Raw genomic sequence first — 16919 nt, forward strand, 5'->3', positions numbered from 1 at the left:
GGAGAGAAATATGAAGTTTTTAAAACGGGGCGTGGCGCTGGCGTTATTCGCCGCATTTACGCTGGCAGGTCAGCCAGCGCAAGCGTACGAAAAAGATAAAACCTACAAAATTACCATTCTACATACCAACGATCATCACGGTCACTTCTGGCGCAGCGAATACGGAGAATACGGACTGGCGGCACAAAAAACGCTGGTGGACGGTATTCGTAAAGAGGTGGCAGAGGAAGGGGGAAGCGTACTGCTGCTTTCCGGTGGCGATATTAATACCGGCGTACCGGAGTCCGATCTGCAGGATGCGGAACCTGATTTTCGTGGGATGAACCTGATTGGCTATGACGCGATGGCGGTCGGAAACCACGAGTTTGATAATCCCATGACCGTACTGCGCCAGCAGGAAAAATGGTCCAAATTCCCGTTTCTCTCGGCCAATATCTATCAGAAAAGCACCGGCGAGCGTTTGTTTAAGCCGTGGGCTATCTTTAAGCGCCAGGATTTAAAAATTGCCGTACTCGGTTTGACTACTGACGATACGGCGAAAATAGGCAACCCCGAGTTCTTTACCGATATTGAGTTCCGTAAACCTGCTGATGAAGCCAAACTGGTTATTCAGGAACTGAATATGGGTGAAAAGCCAGACATCATTATCGCAACCACCCATATGGGACATTATGACAACGGCAACCACGGCTCGAACGCCCCTGGCGATGTCGAAATGGCGCGTAGCCTGCCGGCGGGATCGCTGGCGATGATTGTCGGTGGTCACTCGCAGGATCCGGTGTGTATGGTTTCAGAGAACAAGAAGCAGGTTGACTACGTACCGGGTACGCCGTGTGCGCCAGACAAGCAAAATGGGATCTGGATTGTGCAGGCGCATGAGTGGGGGAAATACGTGGGTCGGGCGGACTTTGAGTTCCGTAACGGCGAAATGAAAATGGTTAACTACCAGCTCATTCCCGTCAACCTGAAGAAAAAAGTGACCTGGGACAACGGTAAAAGTGAACGCGTACTCTACACCCCGGAAATAGCTGAAAATCAGCAAATGCTTTCGCTGCTGACGCCGTTCCAGAATAAAGGTAAAGCGCAGCTCGACGTGAAAATTGGTAGCGTCAATGCGCGCCTCGAAGGCGACCGAAGCAAAGTCCGTTTCGTGCAGACCAACATGGGACATTTACTGCTGGCTGCGCAAATGGCGCGAACCAGCGCTGATTTTGGCGTGATGAGCGGCGGCGGCATCCGTGATTCCATCGAAGGTGGCGATATCACTTATAAGAGCGTGCTGAAAGTACAGCCGTTCGGAAACATCGTGGTGTATGCAGACATGAGTGGGAAAGAAGTGATTGACTATCTGACCGCTGTAGCACAAATGAAGCCGGACTCCGGGGCCTATCCGCAGTTTGCTAATGTCAGCTTTGTGGCGAAAGATGGCAAGCTTAACGATTTGAAAATCAAAGGCGAACCCGTTGACTCAGCCAAAACCTATCGCATGGCAACGCTAAGCTTCAACGCGACCGGCGGCGATGGCTATCCGCGAATTGATAATAAGCCAGGCTATGTGAATACCGGGTTTATTGATGCGGAAGTGTTGAAAGAGTACGTGCAGAAGAACTCACCGCTGGATGCCAGTATGTATGAGCCGAAGGGTGAAGTTACCTGGCAGTAACAGGGCTATTTTGTTCGCCATTTTGAACGCGGGCAGTGCTCGGAATCCTCACGTACTACATGTACGCTCCGGTTCCTGCGCGCTGGCCGCGTCCAAACTGCCTTCACCAATAACGCCCTGTTGAGTATTCGGTTTGTAGGCCTTAAAGCTGCGCGCCATCAGGCAATCATTCTAAAATCGCTTAATCACGGCGTGCGATGTCGGCGAATTTCGCATCCAGAATTTTCGCCAGATCGCCTGCTGCCAGTTCGATATCCAGCCCGCGTTTGCCGCCGGAAACATAAATGGTGTCAAACGTCTGGGCAGGGGCGTCAATGAGCGTTGGCAATCTTTTTTTCTGTCCTAATGGGCTGATCCCTCCCACCAGATAACCGGTGGTTCGTTGCGCAACCATTGGATCGGCCATATCGACCTTTTTAGCCCCCAGCGCCTTAGCGACCTTTTTGAGATCCAATTGACCGGCTACAGGCGTGACCGCAACCGCCAGATGCTTCATGTCGCCATTCACGGCAACCAGCAGCGTTTTGTAGACCTGGTCCGCATTCAAACCTAACTTGCGCACCACTTCATCACCAAAGTTCGTCTCGGACGGATCGTGATCGTAGGTGTGGATCTGGAAAGAAATTTTGTTTTTTTCGAGTAATTTAACGGCGGGTGTCATAGCAATTTTCCTGGACCAGACAAAATACGACTCAAGCATACGCCTGATGTCTGTCTAAAAAATAGTACCATCTTGCGCAATAGTATTGGCAGGATGATGACTTTGAGCGACAATCGAACTACACCGATGCTTTAAGCATTGGGATCATAATAATGATGAAATTCCTCTTTGACGGGCCAATAGAAATATTGGCCATTTTTTTACCGTAACATTTCCGGCAAATTTCCTTCTCCGTACAGATGCAACGCGCCAACGGCCACGACGTAGTGACCAGCAGGCATCGCTCTGAGCCGATCGCGCCAGGCTGTGTTGCGTTGATGCATCAATACGTCATACAACGACTGGCTAAAGGTATTGGGAAGCGTCAGTTCGCTATTGTGTGGCGGTGTTTTAAGCCACCAACCCATCATCTGTTGCAACAATCTGGCATTGGTATGCCAGTGCGTCAGAGTATCGTCCAGCAGGGCCAGTCCGTTATCAGGCAACTGACATAACAGCTCGATTTGGCTGGATGCACCTTCCAGTTCGATGACGGGTTTATGCGCTTGCTTTGCCGCTTTCAGCAATTGGTAATCAATTCCGTATTCTGCCCGTAGCCCCAACTGCTGTGCCTGTGTCGCCTGTAATACCATGGCGATTTGCCACAACGGCTGAGTAGATAACAGGGAGGGGGAAATCCCCAGTTCGTTGGTGACTTTACGCAGGTTTTCTAACTGCTCCGGGCTGATTCGTTCTTCGAGTGCGGCAAATGTAGGAAGGTTAGCAAACGGCGCGTCGTCACCGGAAACATCCGCTTCGACAATCAGCGCATCGGCATGGTTGAGTTTTTTGAGTAATTTGGCAGGCAGAGGTGCCATATCGCGACTGCCCATGTGAATACTGCCAATCAGATGAAAATGGCGGTTGCCGGGCAATAAAATGTCGATGGCAGGCCAGGTATAGTGGTTGCCGCGTAGCGCGGTGAAAAATGTTTTTACCCGGTATAACAGATCCATACGACCTCCCTAAGTAGACTTTCATGCTAGCGCGTGGTCCAGGAAGGTGCAATGCGAGAATCGCCGGATGGCGACGCGAAATCGTCTTATCCGGCCCACAATGTTACCTGCACTTTGTAGGCCGGATAAGCGTGAGCGCCATGCGGTAGAGGGTTACTCTTTCGGTTTGAAGCGCAGCAGTCGGTTAGCGTTGCTCACCACAGTAATGGAGGAGAGCGCCATCGCCGCCCCGGCAACGACCGGATTCAGCAGTGTTCCGGTGAATGGCCACAGGATCCCAGCGGCAACGGGAATACCGATGCTGTTATAAATAAACGCGCCGACCAGGTTCTGCTTCATATTACGCAACGTTGCCCGGGAGATAGACAGTGCATCCGCAACGCCCATCAAGCTATGACGCATCAGCGTAATCGCGGCGGTTTCAATCGCCACATCGCTGCCGCCACCCATGGCAATCCCTACATCGGCCTGAGCCAGCGCAGGTGCATCGTTGATACCGTCACCCACCATGGCAACCTGACGTCCCTGGCTTTGCAGACGTTTAATCGCCTCGGCTTTACCATCCGGCAGAACACCGGCTATCACCTCATCAATACCGGCTTCTTTGGCAATAGCGTTAGCCGTGGTCGGGTTGTCACCGGTAAGCATCACCAGACGATACCCGTTGCGGTGCAGACGCTGAAGTGCTGCCACGCTGTCGCTACGCAGTGGATCACGCACCGCTAACAGCGCCGCCGCTTTACCATCAATCGCCAACAGGACCGGGGTTGAACCCTGGGATGCCTGAGCAGTGATTTCAGCTTCCATTTCAGTGGTATCTACCTGCTGTTCATTAAGCAGCGCCTGGTTGCCCAGCAGCAGCGTATGACCTTCCGTTTCACCACTGACGCCTAAACCGCGCAGCGTACGGAAACCATTGACCTGTGGCAGCGTAACATCACCGGCTTTGTCCAGTATCGCTCTGGCCAGCGGGTGGCTGGACCCCTGTTCAAGGGCTGCTGCCAGACGAATTGCCAGTGCTTCATCGGTGTTGCCAAACGTTTTGATGGCGACAACCTGCGGTTTACCTTCAGTCAATGTCCCGGTTTTATCAAATACGACGGTATCAAGCGTACTGGCGCGCTGCAGCGCATCGGCATCACGTACCAGAACCCCAAACTCAGCGGCACGACCCACACCGGAAATAATCGACATTGGTGTTGCCAGGCCCAGCGCACAAGGGCAGGCAATAATCAGTACGGTAGTGGCAATCACCAGCGTATAAACAATTTGTGGTGCCGGCCCGAAGAAATACCAGATTGCTGCACTTACCAGCGCAATGACTACGACGACCGGAACGAACACTGAGGAGATACGGTCAGCCAGTTTGCCAATCTCCGGTTTACTGCTTTGCGCCTGGCGCACCATACGAATAATACGTGACAGCGTGGTGTGGCTGCCAACGGCGCTGGCGCGAAACAGCACGCTGCCGTCCTGTACGACCGTACCGGCGTGGACGCTATCACCTTCGCCTTTTTGTTGCGGAATAGGTTCACCGGTCAGCATGGCTTCATCCAGCCAGGCTTCGCCCTGAGTGATTTCGCCATCTACCGGAACGCGGTCACCGGTGGTCAGGCGCAGTAACATTCCCGCCTGAACGTCTGCCAGCGGCACGTTCTTTTCACCTTCGTCGGTAACAACACGCGCGGTCGGCGGTGTCAGATCGAGTAATTTTTCCAGTGCTTTGGACGAGCGCTGACGAGCCCGTGCTTCCAGCATGTGCCCGAGGTTAATCAGACCGATAATCATCGCACTGGCTTCATAATAGAGGTGTCGTGCTTCCATCGGGAACCATTGCGGCCAGAGGTTGACGCTCATGGAATAAAGCCATGCCACCCCGGTACCCAGCGCCACCAGCGTATCCATGGTCGCGGTGCCGTTCATCAGGCTTTTCCACGCGTTGCGGTAAAAATGACCGCCCGCGAAAACCATCACGGCAAGCGTTGCCAGACCAATCGTCAGCCACAGGCTACGGTTGTCGGCAGTGACCATCATGTTTTCGCCAATCATTCCCCATACCATGACAGGGATACCCAACAGCAGCGCGACGGCCGCCTGCCAGCGAAAACGTTTCATGGTTGCCACGGCGGTTTCTTGCTGACGCTCGCGGCGCTTAACATCATCTTCAATGGCTTCTGCGCCGTAGCCCGCTTTTTCCACCGCTTTCACTAACTGGTCGGCGGACGCACTGCCCATTACCAGCGCAGTACGTTCCGCCAGGTTTACCCGTGCCTGCGTGACACCCGGTACGCTTTGCAGAGCATCTTGTACGCGGATAACACAGCTGGCGCAGCTCATGCCGTTTAACAGCAACTGTTGGCTGTCATCATCAGCCGTAGCTGCCGGAAGCTCGGAAGGGACCGCTGCCAGTGCTTCCGACGGGATTGATGACTCCGTCAGCGGTTTAGCCTTTGGGTGGCTTAACTCCGCGCCGTAACCGGCTTGTTTGATGGTTTCAATCAGCGCTTCAGCACTGGCGCTCCCGGTAATGTGCGCTTCAGTCACAGTGACATCCGCTTGCTCAACGTCCGGGCGTTGCTCCAGACTCTCTTTAACGCGTTTTACACAGTGACCACAGGACAAGCCGTCCAGGGTTAGATCGATTGTTTGAGACATAACCAACTCCTTTATTGCAGGATTAACTGACTGTGATAAAGGTTAAACCTTCCATCTAGGGGAAGGTCAAGGGAGTTTTTTGAAAAGGTGCAAAAAGGGCGAAAAGGAAGAAAAACGGGAACGTCAGAACAGGACGCTCCCGGTCAATTATTGATTGAGAACAATAAGCGGCGTTCGATGCTCCGGTTCATTCATCACCGTGAGATCGGCGCCGTACAAGGCATTTAGCGATGATTGCTGTAGAACATCCTGCGGACGACCGTTATCAACTATCCTGCCGCGTTCCATCAATACAACGCGGTCAGCATAGCGCGCCGCAAGGTTGAGATCGTGCAGGACGCAGCAGACGCTGAACTGTCGTTCACCTACCAGACGACGCAGCAGACGAAAAAGATGCTGTTGGTGGTGAATATCCAGGGCGGAGGTGGGTTCATCGAGAAACAACCATTTTGGCCTGGGTTCGGGCTCCCAAAGTTGAACCAGCAGACGCGCCAGCTGTACCCGCTGTTGTTCTCCTCCCGACAGGTGCCGGTAATCGCACGCGGCCAGCGCCTGGCAGTCACACAACGTCATGATGTGCTCCGTTTCATCGCCCGTATTGCGCGTACGATACGGATGCCTGCCCATGCGGATGACCTCCTGCACGCTAAACGGGAAGGCCATATGACTGTTCTGGCGCATCACGGCACGGGTTTTTGCCAGCTCGGTGATTGACCACTCGTTCAGCGGCTTGCCAAACAAGCTACAACGCCCGCTGTGGGGCTGCAGATAGCCCGTAAGCTGGCGAAGCAGCGTCGATTTTCCGGCCCCATTCGGGCCAAGAATCGCGATGATTTCTCCATCAGGTAGCGTCAGGGAAACGTCATCGGTCAGTCGTCTGCCCTGAATTTGGTAGACCAGATTTTCAGCGACGATCATGACATCCTCCGGCTACGCAGTATTAACCACAGGAAATACGGTCCACCGATCAGGCTGGTTAACAGGCCAACGGGCATTTCGGCAGGCTGAACCAGGGTGCGGGCCAGCGTGTCGGCAATCAGCAGTAAACAGGCGCCGGCCAGCGTAGAGCAGGGGATCAACCAGCGATGATCGGCGCCGGTAGTCATTCTGATCAGATGCGGGATCACAAGGCCAATAAAGCCAATCACGCCGCTGACGGAAACGGCTGCGCCAACCAGGAGCGAGCTGAGCAACAGTAACTGCTGGCGCTTACGTTTGACGTTTACGCCGAGGTAATGCGCCTCTTCATCACCCAATTGCAGCAAATTAAGCGTTCCCGCCATACAGACGGTGACAGCAATGGCTGGAAGAACAAACGTGCTGGCAACCAGCAGCGTTGGCCACTGGGCCTGGCCGAGATTCCCCATCATCCACAGCGTAAGTTGGCGTAGCTGCTGTTCGTCGCCCACATAGCTCAGCACGCCAATAGCCGAACCGCACAGAGCATTGATAGCGATACCTGCTAACAGCAGTTGCATCATTCCACCGTGGTTATGACGCTGGCTTATCAGGAAAATAATCGTGCAGACCACCATGCTGCCCGCGACGGCAAAAATCATCTGCTCATACAGCACCAGCACTACGGGGAATGAAAAGGGGATAACTATCGCGATGCCAACCATCAGCGCGGAGCCGCTGCTGACGCCAAGCAGGCCGGGATCGGCCATCGGATTGCGAAAAAGTCCCTGCATAATGACCCCTGCCGTAGCCAGCGCAGCACCGACCAAAACGGCCAGCAGCACGCGGGGCAGGCGAATGTTCAACCAGATATCACGGTATTCGTCGTTGAACAGGGCGCTGAAGCTAATGTTCAACGCCCCCTGGCTGGCACCGAACAGCATCAGAGCGACCAGCAAGAGAGAAAGGCCCGTCAGAATGCTGACGGAAGAAAGCGAGTCCTTAAGCACGCAACGCTCCATAACGTCTTTGCGGCGCGAAATTTCCGCGCCGCGAGGGGTTTACGCGGGTTTCAGTCCCGGCTCAACCAAACTGTAAATCTGGTTATTGAGTGCCGGCGCCGTGGCCAGTTCGTGAATGTGCCTGGCAACATCTGCGCGCATTACAAAGCCGTGACACTCCTCGGCCTGTATGCGTTGCGCCAGGCCTGTGGCTTCACCGTTCAGCAAACCGCCGGGGCGGAGAATGGCGTAGTCCAGTTGACTGGTTTGTAGCCAGCTTTCAGCCAATGATTTTTCCCGTACGGCCTGGCCAAATGCGGCCCTGGCGCGTGGGGACAAAAAGGGCCAACTGTCACCACAGCCCAGGGAGGTGACCAGAATCATGCGTTTGATCTCAGCTTTTTCTGCTTCATCAATGACGGTTCTGTGCGCCAGATAATCCTGGGCACCGCCCATGGAGGAGATCACCGTGGCGTGTTGCCCCGCTGCGCGACAGGCACAGGCGGTGACCTGGCTGTCGCAAGCATCGCCAATAAAGACCTGCACACCTTTTTCCTGCAGCCCGGCAGCGACCTGGGGATTGCGAACGACAGCAATCACCGGACGATGCTCCGCCAACGCGAGTTCCAGCGTTTTCGCGCCGACGCCGCGACCACCTGCACCAAAAATAAGCCATGGAGCCATCAGGCATGTTCCTTTAAAGATGAAGACAGCGCGTGAAAGGCGCTGACCTGTTCGGCCAGTAGCTGTCGATGCTCATCGCGACCGAGGAAAATTTTGAACATAGCGCTACCCGCCTGGTTGAAGAAGAGAATTGACGCGGTGTCCATTCCCATAAATTTGCGTTCAATCAGAGCAATATGCGTGCAGTTTTCTGCCTTGATATGCCCGGTCATGCCTTTTTTGCCGCGCAGGTTGAAGTAACCGTGGCGGTGGAATCCGGAAGGTAATTCACCGGTGAATTCCAGAATGACATCAGCAGTATGGACCAGGGTGGTGACTTTGCCCCATTCGCAGACGGTTTCCCAGACGGTATCAAATTGACTGCCGGAAACCAGCGTTGGGGAAGGGAGGTTTTTCACCACCTCCAGCAATGTAGTGTTGTACTGGGCTGCGATAGCTTCCAGCGTACCGTCCGGCTCAGTTTTCAAAAAATCCTGTAAAGAGACATGGCTCATTATTCACTCCTTTTATGGTTGCTCTACCGCAATGCGCGGCGCGTTAAGTGCCTGAATCAGTTCATCAAGAGACTGCAAAATATTGCTCGCCCAAAAACGCCCTTCATTGGTCAGGCGTACACAGGTGCTGGCATCTCGCGTCAGTCCTGCGTGATGCCATTGGGTCAGTAGCGGGGCCAGTTTTTGAGCATGAGGCGTCAGCTCATCCAGCGGGACGCGGGCCGTCTCAATACCGGCCTGGAGAGTGTGTCGCCACTGGAAACCACGCTCGGCGGTGCGCATTATCATCATTAGCGGTTTTTTTCCGGCGGCGATAGATTCATGCCATGTATTCAGGTTGCGCTCGACCATCCAGGAATAGCCATTGACTGACCCTCCTGCGCCAGAGCCGAATGCCAGACAGTCTGCACCCTGTTTAATCAGCAGGTTGTACAGATTGCGTTCCCGTGTGGTACGCGCCCAGTGGCTGTTGCTGATGCAGCGCCAGCCCGCGCTGTCCATGAAATCGCAGCCCTGAAGATAGAGATCGCGGCGTTCGGCGGGAGAGGGAACGGTTGTGCGCCCGGTTTCAACTGCTTTGCCAAGCGGTGTATTAGGGATCAGATTCAGCGCATAAAGATCTACGCCGTCGAGGCCAATGTCGCGGGCAATCGCCAGATCCTCGCCCCACAGTTTTGCGTCTTGTCCTGGCAGACCAAATAGCAGATCGCACACCACGGCGGCACGATCCCGTTTTACCAGTCCCTGCATAAAGGCCGTTGCGGTCGGGCCGTCCGAAGTACGCGCCATTTTCTTGCGGATCCGGCTGTTAAAAGACTGAATACCGATCGAAAATCGATTGGCGCCAGCGTCAAGGCAGGCATCGATTCGCGCATCGTCAAAATTGAGTACTCGCCCCTCAATGGTGATTTCGCAGTCCGGCGCCAGCGGTAGCTTGTCACGCAGCGCGGTGATGATTCTGGCCAGGTCCTGTGCAGACAACGCAGAAGGCGTACCGCCGCCAAAATAGACGGCGTGAATGGGGGCTGACTGGTGTAATGCGCTATCAGCTTCCATCTCTATTTCGCGCAACAGCGCGTTGGTGTAGCGGGCGCAGTTGTCTTCTTCAAAGCGGTTTTGATAAAAACCGCAGAAAGTACAATGTGTTGCACAAAACGGGATATGCAAGTACACCAGCCGTTTACGTGGCGGGGTTGGCTGGCTGATGACCTCCTGCCAGGTTTGTGACAAAAGCTCTTTGGCAACCGGGATCGCCCCACGCCAGGGCATCGTGGCGCGGCGATCCTTAAATGGCTGACTTCCCTCGAGCGCAAAATGCGCGGTGAGATCCAGCGAGTGTTCAGTTTTCATTCTTCTTAATAAATCCTGTTAGTGAGGCCAGAATTGCTGGTGTAGGGCTTCAACTGCATCGGCGACGCGAGGTCCCATCCCCAGAATCAGCGCCTGGTCTACCGCCACAATGCGCTGATTTTTCCAGGCCGCAGTGTGGGTAATACCGGCAATCGCGCTCAGGCGAGCCAGACCGCCATCGACCATTTGCGACGTCACCACGATCACCTCCGGGTTGGCGGCGATCAGTGACTCCGCGCTGTAGCTTTTATACTGCGCATGGGTGGCGACATTTTGTGCGCCTGCGAGGGTCATAATGGCATCGGCAACGCTGCCTTTTCCGGCGATCTGAGGTGCGCTGCCGCCAGCAGAGAGAATGAACATCGCTTTGACCGGCGCGTTTTTCGCCGCCACGCTGCGCTTAATACGCTCCAGACGTTGCTGCAGGCGATTGACTAACGCCTCACCTTGGTCAGGAATGTGCAGTGTTGTAGCCAGTTCTCGAATGTTGGCGTACATCTGTTCTACGGTGGCCGGTACGCGCGGCAACGTCACGACGTTAACCTTTTGCGCCCGCAGCTGATCTAACACGATTTGGGGACCAGCATCCTGCCAGGTGATAAAGCTGTCCGGATGCAGCGATAAAATGCCCTCGCTGCTTAACTGCTTCCAGTAGCCGATATGCGGGAGTGCGGCAGTTTCGGGCGGGTACGAGGTCGTTTCATCAACGCCGACCACCCGGTTGCCGACGCCCATGGCGTATATCAGTTCGCTAAGTGAGCCGCCCGCCACCACCAGGCGGTCGGCGGACTGGGCACTGAAAACGCAGGCGAGGCTCAGTAAGCCAATCATGAGTTTTTTCATCGTCAGAAATTCCACGCAAAGCCAACGGCGGCATTGAAACCCGCGTCTGGAATAGATTCATGTGCGGTTCTGTAACGCTTATCGGTCAGGTTGTTGAGCGCGAGGTTGACCTGATACTGGTCCTGCGGACCGAACTCGGTGTTGAATGCGAGGTTAAGTGTGGCCCAGCCAGGGTAGTTGATTTCCGTTGAGCCGGTATTATCTTTAGCGCTGGACGCCGCGCGGATAAAGGCATCGGACGTCACGTTAGCGACATTCATCAACCAGGTATGTTTCAGGCCGACGCGCCCGGTCAGCGTGGGCTCGCCGGTATCCCAGGTTTTTAGGGTATTGCCTTCGTACTGACGGCGAATGAGATTACCGCTCAGGTAAGGTGAAACCGCCCAGCCGTTGTATTCTGCGGTGAGTTCCATGCCCCAGGTTTTGGCCCGATCGATGTTTTCGTAGTAGTAATAGCCACCCCGTGAAGAGGTGGTATTACCGCTGCAAACGGGTTGGCCTGAACAGGCCAGGCTGGCGATATAGTCTTTGGCTTCGGAGTAATAAATGGCGCCGTCAATCAGCCACATATTCCCTTTATACCGTGCGCCCAGCTCATAGTTATTCGAGTGTTCCGCCTTCAGGTTTGGGTTGCCGTAGGTCACGCTTCCGCCTGCGGACGTCTGCATAAACAACTGAGTCAGCGTGGGGAAAACATAGCCCTGGGCATACGCTGCCCGGAGTTCAAGATCTTTAAAACCGGAATAACGCAGGCTGGTTGAGGTCACTAGTTCATCATCGTGTACTGAATTTCCTCCGGTGGATTGCCAGGTACTGCCGCTGCTTTGCAGGGTTTGCGTATCGTTGCGATTGAGCTTCGAAGACAGCCAGTACTGACGTGCGCCAACGGTCCACGTCCAGTTATCGGCAAAGCGCCAGTCGTTTTGCGCGAACAATGAGGTGTTGCTTTGCTCCGCTTCGTTGTATGACAGGGTACGGGTTTGCGTATCGAAGAAGCCAGTAGCTGCGGTCTGGCGCGTACTGCCGTCCGTGTCCTGTTTGATTTTGTCATGCTGATATTGAGTGCCAATCACCAGTTCGTTGTTAGCGGGAAGGGAGAAATTGCCCTGCAGCGTTACCCCTTGGGTATACTGTTTGTCGTTGGTATTGGTTTGATTGTTTATCGTCAGCGCTTTAATCGCCGGGCTGGGGATTACCTGGGTCGTTTTGACCCGGTTTTCAAATTTGCGCTCTATTGTCTGGGTGTATGCGTCAAGATGGATTTTCTTCAGGTAATCTCCGTCGGCCGCATAGTCGTAGAAAAGACCGATTTTCTCGCGTTCCAGCTTAGGTATTTTGACGCTAAAGTCGTCGAACTGGCCCTCTGGATCGTCAAACCAGGTTTGAGTAGACAGTTTGTAACGATCGAGGGAGAGTCCGATTTTATGGCGATCGAAGTTGTAGCCCAGCCACACGCCCTGGCCGTTATTACGGAAGTTGGTGTCAGGCAATCTTCCGTCAGGCGTATCGCGGTCCCCCTGGTCGGAGTAGCTGCCATTGATGCGGTAGTCAAAGTTTCCGATGCTGCCCCAGGCTGCCGCTGATTCTTCCCATCCTGCCGTTGCGGAGTTATAAACGGCCTTAATGCTGCCGCCGAGAGGCTTATCGCCGCCTTTTTTCGTAATAAAATTCACGACGCCGCCAATCGCCTGCGAACCGTAGAGGACAGAGTAGGGGCCTTTGACCACTTCAATACGCTCCAGCGCGGATTCGTCAATCAGCAAACCGGCCCCGTAGTTTTGCCCGGCACGTTGGTAGCTGACGACCTGGCCGTCGATCAAAATCAGCACCCGCGAAGAGGCTTCGCCACGGATACGAATTTGTTTCCGGCCAGCGAGGGCGTTATCGGTGACTTCGACGCCGGGAATATCTTGCAAATCATCAGCAATAGAAACGCTGGTGGAGTTTTGCAGCGTCTGGCGATCGATAACCTGAATAGTTGCCGGGCTATCCCAGAGACTACTTTCAGAGCGGTTAGCCGTGACGATCACCGTATCATCATCGGGCGTTGAAGCGTGTGTTGTAGAGGTAGCTGCAGAAGCAGCGCCGGACATGCATAATGTCAGGGCTGAAAGAATAAATGGCCTTTGGTTAATCCGTGGCAACATAAGAGAACCTTTATTGAATGTAAATGATCATCATTATCATTCGCATTTGTATATAAAAATGTTTCCCTTTGTTCAATATGAAAGATGTATAACCAATATATCTTTTGATTTGAGTCAATTTTGTACGGTCAATAAATACTGAAATGTGATCTGTATCGGGTATAACAATGTGAATAGAAAGGATTTATTCATCTCTTTGTTGACTTAAAATGTGCAGATTTCTCGGGTAAATGATTACGGCAATCTGGGCTATAATGTGGCTCAGCACCAACAAGCACCGCGGGGGAAATGTGAATATTAGCGATGTTGCGAAAAAAACCGGTTTAACCAGCAAAGCCATTCGCTTTTATGAAGAGAAAGGACTGGTGACGCCGCCGCTGCGTAGTGACAATGGCTATCGCACTTACAACCAACAGCATCTGAATGAACTGACGTTGCTGCGTCAGGCGCGGCAGGTTGGGTTTAACCTGGAAGAGTGCGGCGAGCTGGTAAACCTGTTTAACGATCCGGCGCGTCATAGCGCGGATGTGAAAAAGCGCACCCTGGAAAAGGTGGCGGATATTGAGCGGCATATCAGTGAGCTGCAGGCCATGCGCTTGCATTTACTGGCGCTGGCGGACAGTTGCCCGGGTGATGACAGCGCTGAATGTCCGATTATGGATAATCTCTCCGGCTGCTGCCATCACAAAGCGAAGGCTTAACGGCGAGAGGGATTAAGCATAAACACCACCGTGCCGCGGTACCACGGGGATTTCTCAAGCTGCGCTTCAGCCAGTGGATCCCGGTTACCGTTTTGCACCAGTCCCAGCTTAAATGGAATGCGCAGGCGGCTCAGCGCGGGCAGATACGCCTGATAATTCGTCACCGTGTGACGCCCCTGATAGCTCTGGACCACCAGTTCATCGACCGCCAACGCGTTCAGCGTAGCGACGTCGCCCGTTTTTGCCCAATCCAGTAGTCCGGTTACGCCTAGCGCAAACTCGGCCGGGAGCTGTTGGCGCAGTTGCTGCAGAAAGCGGGCGTAGTCGGTCAGTTGATGGGTCGCTGCGTCAAAATCAACCTGCAGGCCGACGACGTGATTCCCGGCGGTCTGCCAGCGCTGCATCAACCGTATGATACGCGCCGGGATCTCTTCCGGTACGTCGAGGGTTGTAAAGCGTACGGTCAGCCAGATTGAGGGAAAAGACAGACGACTGACCGGCAGTCCGAGGCGCTGGAACACCACGTTACCGGAACGAACCAGTACCTCGCCCTGGTGCAGATAAACCGTTTGCGCGTCTTTCAGCTCGTCACTGGCCTTCACCCCAGACCACAGCCAGAAGGCCGAATGTTCACGGGCGGCGACGATATCCGCCGCCTGTGCCTGACCTATCAGCAGCGCGGTTACCAGTAATATTTGAGTTTTTGCGCCCACGGGCTTCCCGGATACTGCGTTTTCAGTTGGGTGAACCAGCCCTTACGCTGCAGTTTATCCACGTCTTCACCGCCGCATTCGTTAGCGCCTGATGGCGCATAGCACATGATGGCGCGATACAGCGCGAAGCTCTTATCTTCGACTTCCGCGGTGGGTGAGGTGATTACCTGCTGATAGTAGCTTTGCCTGTCGAACTGGCCGAAAGGTTTCTTGCGCGAGATAGCTGATTCAAGCACGTCGTTGCCAGCGCTGTTTTTCCACAGATCAACATGTGTTTGCGTGGTGCGGAAGAATTCGCCAAGGCAGTTCAGCGCGTGAGCATCATCCGCTTTTTTGCTCAATACCGTTACCGTTTCATTGAGGCTGCGGCACGTATAGCCCGCCTGCGCCGTGTCGCCATTCCAGTCAAATATGCTCAGGTTAACGTCAGCAAACGCTTCGCCAATGACCGGAGGCGTAATCGCGCTGGCCAGTTTTCTGTCATTCAGCCAATCGCCAAAACGATTCTCTGTAAGATCTCGCACCAGCAGCGTATGCAACGCAATGGTACGCTCTTCGTTATTCGGGCCATGAACGGCCTGCTGGCGCAGCAGTTCTGGTGTGGCCTGTGTTTTCAGTACCTGCGAACGAAAGCGCAGGTTGGTCACCGCGCTATTCGGTGCGAAAACCGCAGCCACGTCGCCGCTATATACCAGCGTGGCGGCAAGCTTAGCCTGCACATATTGCTGCTGTTCGTTATCCTGGCTGAGTTTTAACAACTGCTGCCAGAAATCGCGCGCCTCGGCCCATTTCTTCTGGCCCATCAACGCTTCGCCGTACAGCACCTGTTCGCTGAAGGCGAGGGTATCGTGAGCGGCAAGTTTCTGCGCTGGCGTAACTGCCTGAATAATTGCCGCGTAGTTGCCCGTTGCCAGCCACAGATTCAGTTGTAGATCGCGCCATAGCGGCAGTTTTTGGCTCTGTTCAAACACCGGTTTGCTGGCGTCGAGCTGTGCCTGCGTCAGCGTGGGTTTGTTATTGTTATCCAGGCGCAGCGCGCGTAGCAGTTCGATATAGCTGACTCGCGGCGCGTTGGGGAAGGCTTCAACGACGGACTGGTCGTAGAACGCCATGCCATAGACATTATCGTATTCGATGACATTTTCGCGCAGTTGCTGTGCGTCAACCGACTGCTGAAGCGCCTGTTCATACAACCCGGCTAACTGCGGCCACGCCTGTAAATACCAGTTGATGCGACGCAACATACCGCGTGAAGAGTCAGCGTAGAGTCCTTGAGGAAAACGCTGCAAATAGGCCTGCGCCAGCGTCTGAGCCTGAGTAGCATCCTCGCGGTTAATTTTCGCAATATCAAAATCGCCGTACTCGCCCACGCTGTTCTGACTGCTCTTGTTCAACGCCGTGCGCATCAGCATGTATTGCGCGGTCTCTGCCAGCCACGGACGATCGCTTTTGGCAAGCTGAGCGAAATCCCGTTCGGCACTGGCATAATCTCCGGCATAGAAACTGGCGGCTGCTGCCAGATAGCTTTTATAGGGCAGAGCAGGAGAATCTGCCGGGAAGGTAGCAAGAGAAGACTCAATTTGCTCGCGGGTTGCTCCGGAAAGCAGTCCTGTACGCGCCTGGGCTAAGGCCTGACGCTGTTCCGCCGTTAACGTGGAATCGGCCAACAGCGCGGCAAAAAACGCGCTGACGCTCTCGGTGTTATTCGAAACATGGCGGTTCTCAAGCTCAGCGTCGTTGATGTTTATTTCGTCGGCGCTAATGTTCAGCTCGGCCATCTGTTGGGAGAGAGGGCTGTCTGCGGCGGATGCCGGAGCAGCGGCTGGCTGCGGGGCAGCCTCATCCCACTGCGGGTGATAGGCAAAATAGAAATCACGGGAGCGGGTGATGTCTGCGGGCATTGATTGCACCGGCAGTGCAAATGATTTTTCCTGGCTCAGCAGCCGCAGCAGGTTGTCACGGCTGTCGTTTTCAGGGTTAAAGGTCGGCGTTCCCTTTAGTAGACAGCTGTCGTCGCTCCATTTGCAGTCTTCCATATCGAACGAAGCGAATGCCTGCGGGGCGGCGGTCAGCAATATGCAAAGGGCAAAGGCAAGGGGTGTCTTCCTGACCATA

The 16919-nt window shown here is 54.4% G+C and carries 14 protein-coding genes; 2 read left to right on the plus strand and 12 right to left on the minus strand.

Annotated features, from left to right (window positions below; all coding sequences use genetic code 11):
• Positions 1-10 precede the first annotated feature (10 nt).
• Positions 11-1663 carry a bifunctional UDP-sugar hydrolase/5'-nucleotidase UshA gene (ushA, locus tag OGY37_RS16695; protein ID WP_286621271.1) on the plus strand — a complete coding sequence of 551 codons (1653 nt, stop codon included), beginning with the start codon at positions 11-13 and terminating at the stop codon, positions 1661-1663.
• 181 nt (positions 1664-1844) lie between these two features.
• Here the strand turns inward: ushA and ybaK are convergent, their stop codons facing one another.
• The 10 genes from ybaK to OGY37_RS16745 all read right to left on the minus strand — a co-directional run bounded on the left by ybaK (position 1845) and on the right by OGY37_RS16745 (position 13390).
• Positions 1845-2324, minus strand: a complete 480-nt coding sequence (gene ybaK / locus OGY37_RS16700; protein ID WP_003831056.1) for a Cys-tRNA(Pro)/Cys-tRNA(Cys) deacylase YbaK — start codon at positions 2322-2324, stop codon at positions 1845-1847.
• A 200-nt stretch (positions 2325-2524) separates the two neighbouring features.
• Positions 2525-3319, minus strand: a complete 795-nt coding sequence (locus tag OGY37_RS16705; RefSeq protein ID WP_286621273.1) for a TraB/GumN family protein — start codon at positions 3317-3319, stop codon at positions 2525-2527.
• Between the two features lie 153 nt (positions 3320-3472).
• Positions 3473-5974, minus strand: coding sequence for a copper-exporting P-type ATPase CopA (gene copA / locus OGY37_RS16710; RefSeq protein WP_032942557.1), 2502 nt, complete (start codon positions 5972-5974; stop codon positions 3473-3475).
• Positions 5975-6121: 147 nt separating this feature from the next.
• Positions 6122-6892 carry a heme ABC transporter ATP-binding protein gene (locus OGY37_RS16715; RefSeq protein ID WP_279275097.1) on the minus strand — a complete coding sequence of 257 codons (771 nt, stop codon included), beginning with the start codon at positions 6890-6892 and terminating at the stop codon, positions 6122-6124.
• Positions 6889-7881 (minus strand): FecCD family ABC transporter permease, encoded by a 993-nt coding sequence (locus OGY37_RS16720; RefSeq protein WP_048235958.1) that lies wholly within the window; start codon positions 7879-7881, stop codon positions 6889-6891. Before OGY37_RS16720 ends, OGY37_RS16715 begins: the two co-directional genes overlap by 4 nt.
• A gap of 51 nt (positions 7882-7932) precedes the next feature.
• Positions 7933-8556 carry an anaerobilin reductase gene (chuY, locus tag OGY37_RS16725; protein WP_149281110.1) on the minus strand — a complete coding sequence of 208 codons (624 nt, stop codon included), beginning with the start codon at positions 8554-8556 and terminating at the stop codon, positions 7933-7935.
• Complete coding sequence (hutX, locus tag OGY37_RS16730) at positions 8556-9050, minus strand: heme utilization cystosolic carrier protein HutX (protein WP_079938344.1); 495 nt, start codon at positions 9048-9050, stop codon at positions 8556-8558. Before hutX ends, chuY begins: the two co-directional genes overlap by 1 nt.
• Before the next feature lie 12 nt (positions 9051-9062).
• Positions 9063-10400, minus strand: coding sequence for a heme anaerobic degradation radical SAM methyltransferase ChuW/HutW (gene hutW, locus OGY37_RS16735; RefSeq protein WP_003831065.1), 1338 nt, complete (start codon positions 10398-10400; stop codon positions 9063-9065).
• An 18-nt stretch (positions 10401-10418) separates the two neighbouring features.
• Entirely contained in the window at positions 10419-11243 is an 825-nt protein-coding gene (locus OGY37_RS16740; RefSeq protein WP_286621276.1) for a heme/hemin ABC transporter substrate-binding protein, read from the minus strand.
• 2 nt (positions 11244-11245) lie between these two features.
• The gene (locus tag OGY37_RS16745) at positions 11246-13390 is read right to left on the minus strand and encodes a TonB-dependent receptor plug domain-containing protein (RefSeq protein WP_286621278.1); all 2145 of its coding nucleotides are present in this window, start codon (positions 13388-13390) and stop codon (positions 11246-11248) included.
• A 290-nt stretch (positions 13391-13680) separates the two neighbouring features.
• Here OGY37_RS16745 and cueR point away from each other — a divergent pair, with 290 nt between their 5' ends.
• Positions 13681-14091: a Cu(I)-responsive transcriptional regulator gene (cueR, locus tag OGY37_RS16750; RefSeq protein WP_008783984.1), complete on the plus strand. Its 411-nt coding sequence runs from the start codon at positions 13681-13683 to the stop codon at positions 14089-14091.
• Here cueR and OGY37_RS16755 read toward each other — a convergent pair.
• The gene (locus OGY37_RS16755; protein WP_126318970.1) at positions 14088-14804 is read right to left on the minus strand and encodes a DUF3142 domain-containing protein; all 717 of its coding nucleotides are present in this window, start codon (positions 14802-14804) and stop codon (positions 14088-14090) included. The genes cueR and OGY37_RS16755 overlap by 4 nt on opposite strands.
• Positions 14774-16918 carry a PA5441 family protein gene (locus tag OGY37_RS16760; RefSeq protein ID WP_286621280.1) on the minus strand — a complete coding sequence of 715 codons (2145 nt, stop codon included), beginning with the start codon at positions 16916-16918 and terminating at the stop codon, positions 14774-14776. The genes OGY37_RS16755 and OGY37_RS16760 overlap by 31 nt, the downstream gene beginning before the upstream one ends.
• Between the last annotated feature and the right edge of the window lies 1 nt (position 16919).

Source organism: Citrobacter sp. Cpo030 (assembly GCF_030333005.1).
GTDB lineage: Bacteria > Pseudomonadota > Gammaproteobacteria > Enterobacterales > Enterobacteriaceae > Citrobacter > Citrobacter portucalensis.

What these genes read in the sequence shown, in the direction of transcription:
- ushA (WP_286621271.1), top strand. Translation starts at nt 11, where the DNA reads ATGAAGTTTTTAAAACGGGGCGTGGCGCTGGCGTTATTCGCCGCATTT.
- ybaK (WP_003831056.1), bottom strand. Translation starts at nt 2,324, where the DNA reads ATGACACCCGCCGTTAAATTACTCGAAAAAAACAAAATTTCTTTCCAG.
- OGY37_RS16705 (WP_286621273.1), bottom strand. Translation starts at nt 3,319, where the DNA reads ATGGATCTGTTATACCGGGTAAAAACATTTTTCACCGCGCTACGCGGC.
- copA (WP_032942557.1), bottom strand. Translation starts at nt 5,974, where the DNA reads ATGTCTCAAACAATCGATCTAACCCTGGACGGCTTGTCCTGTGGTCAC.
- OGY37_RS16715 (WP_279275097.1), bottom strand. Translation starts at nt 6,892, where the DNA reads ATGATCGTCGCTGAAAATCTGGTCTACCAAATTCAGGGCAGACGACTG.
- chuY (WP_149281110.1), bottom strand. Translation starts at nt 8,556, where the DNA reads ATGGCTCCATGGCTTATTTTTGGTGCAGGTGGTCGCGGCGTCGGCGCG.
- hutX (WP_079938344.1), bottom strand. Translation starts at nt 9,050, where the DNA reads ATGAGCCATGTCTCTTTACAGGATTTTTTGAAAACTGAGCCGGACGGT.
- hutW (WP_003831065.1), bottom strand. Translation starts at nt 10,400, where the DNA reads ATGAAAACTGAACACTCGCTGGATCTCACCGCGCATTTTGCGCTCGAG.
- OGY37_RS16740 (WP_286621276.1), bottom strand. Translation starts at nt 11,243, where the DNA reads ATGAAAAAACTCATGATTGGCTTACTGAGCCTCGCCTGCGTTTTCAGT.
- OGY37_RS16745 (WP_286621278.1), bottom strand. Translation starts at nt 13,390, where the DNA reads ATGTTGCCACGGATTAACCAAAGGCCATTTATTCTTTCAGCCCTGACA.
- OGY37_RS16760 (WP_286621280.1), bottom strand. Translation starts at nt 16,918, where the DNA reads ATGGTCAGGAAGACACCCCTTGCCTTTGCCCTTTGCATATTGCTGACC.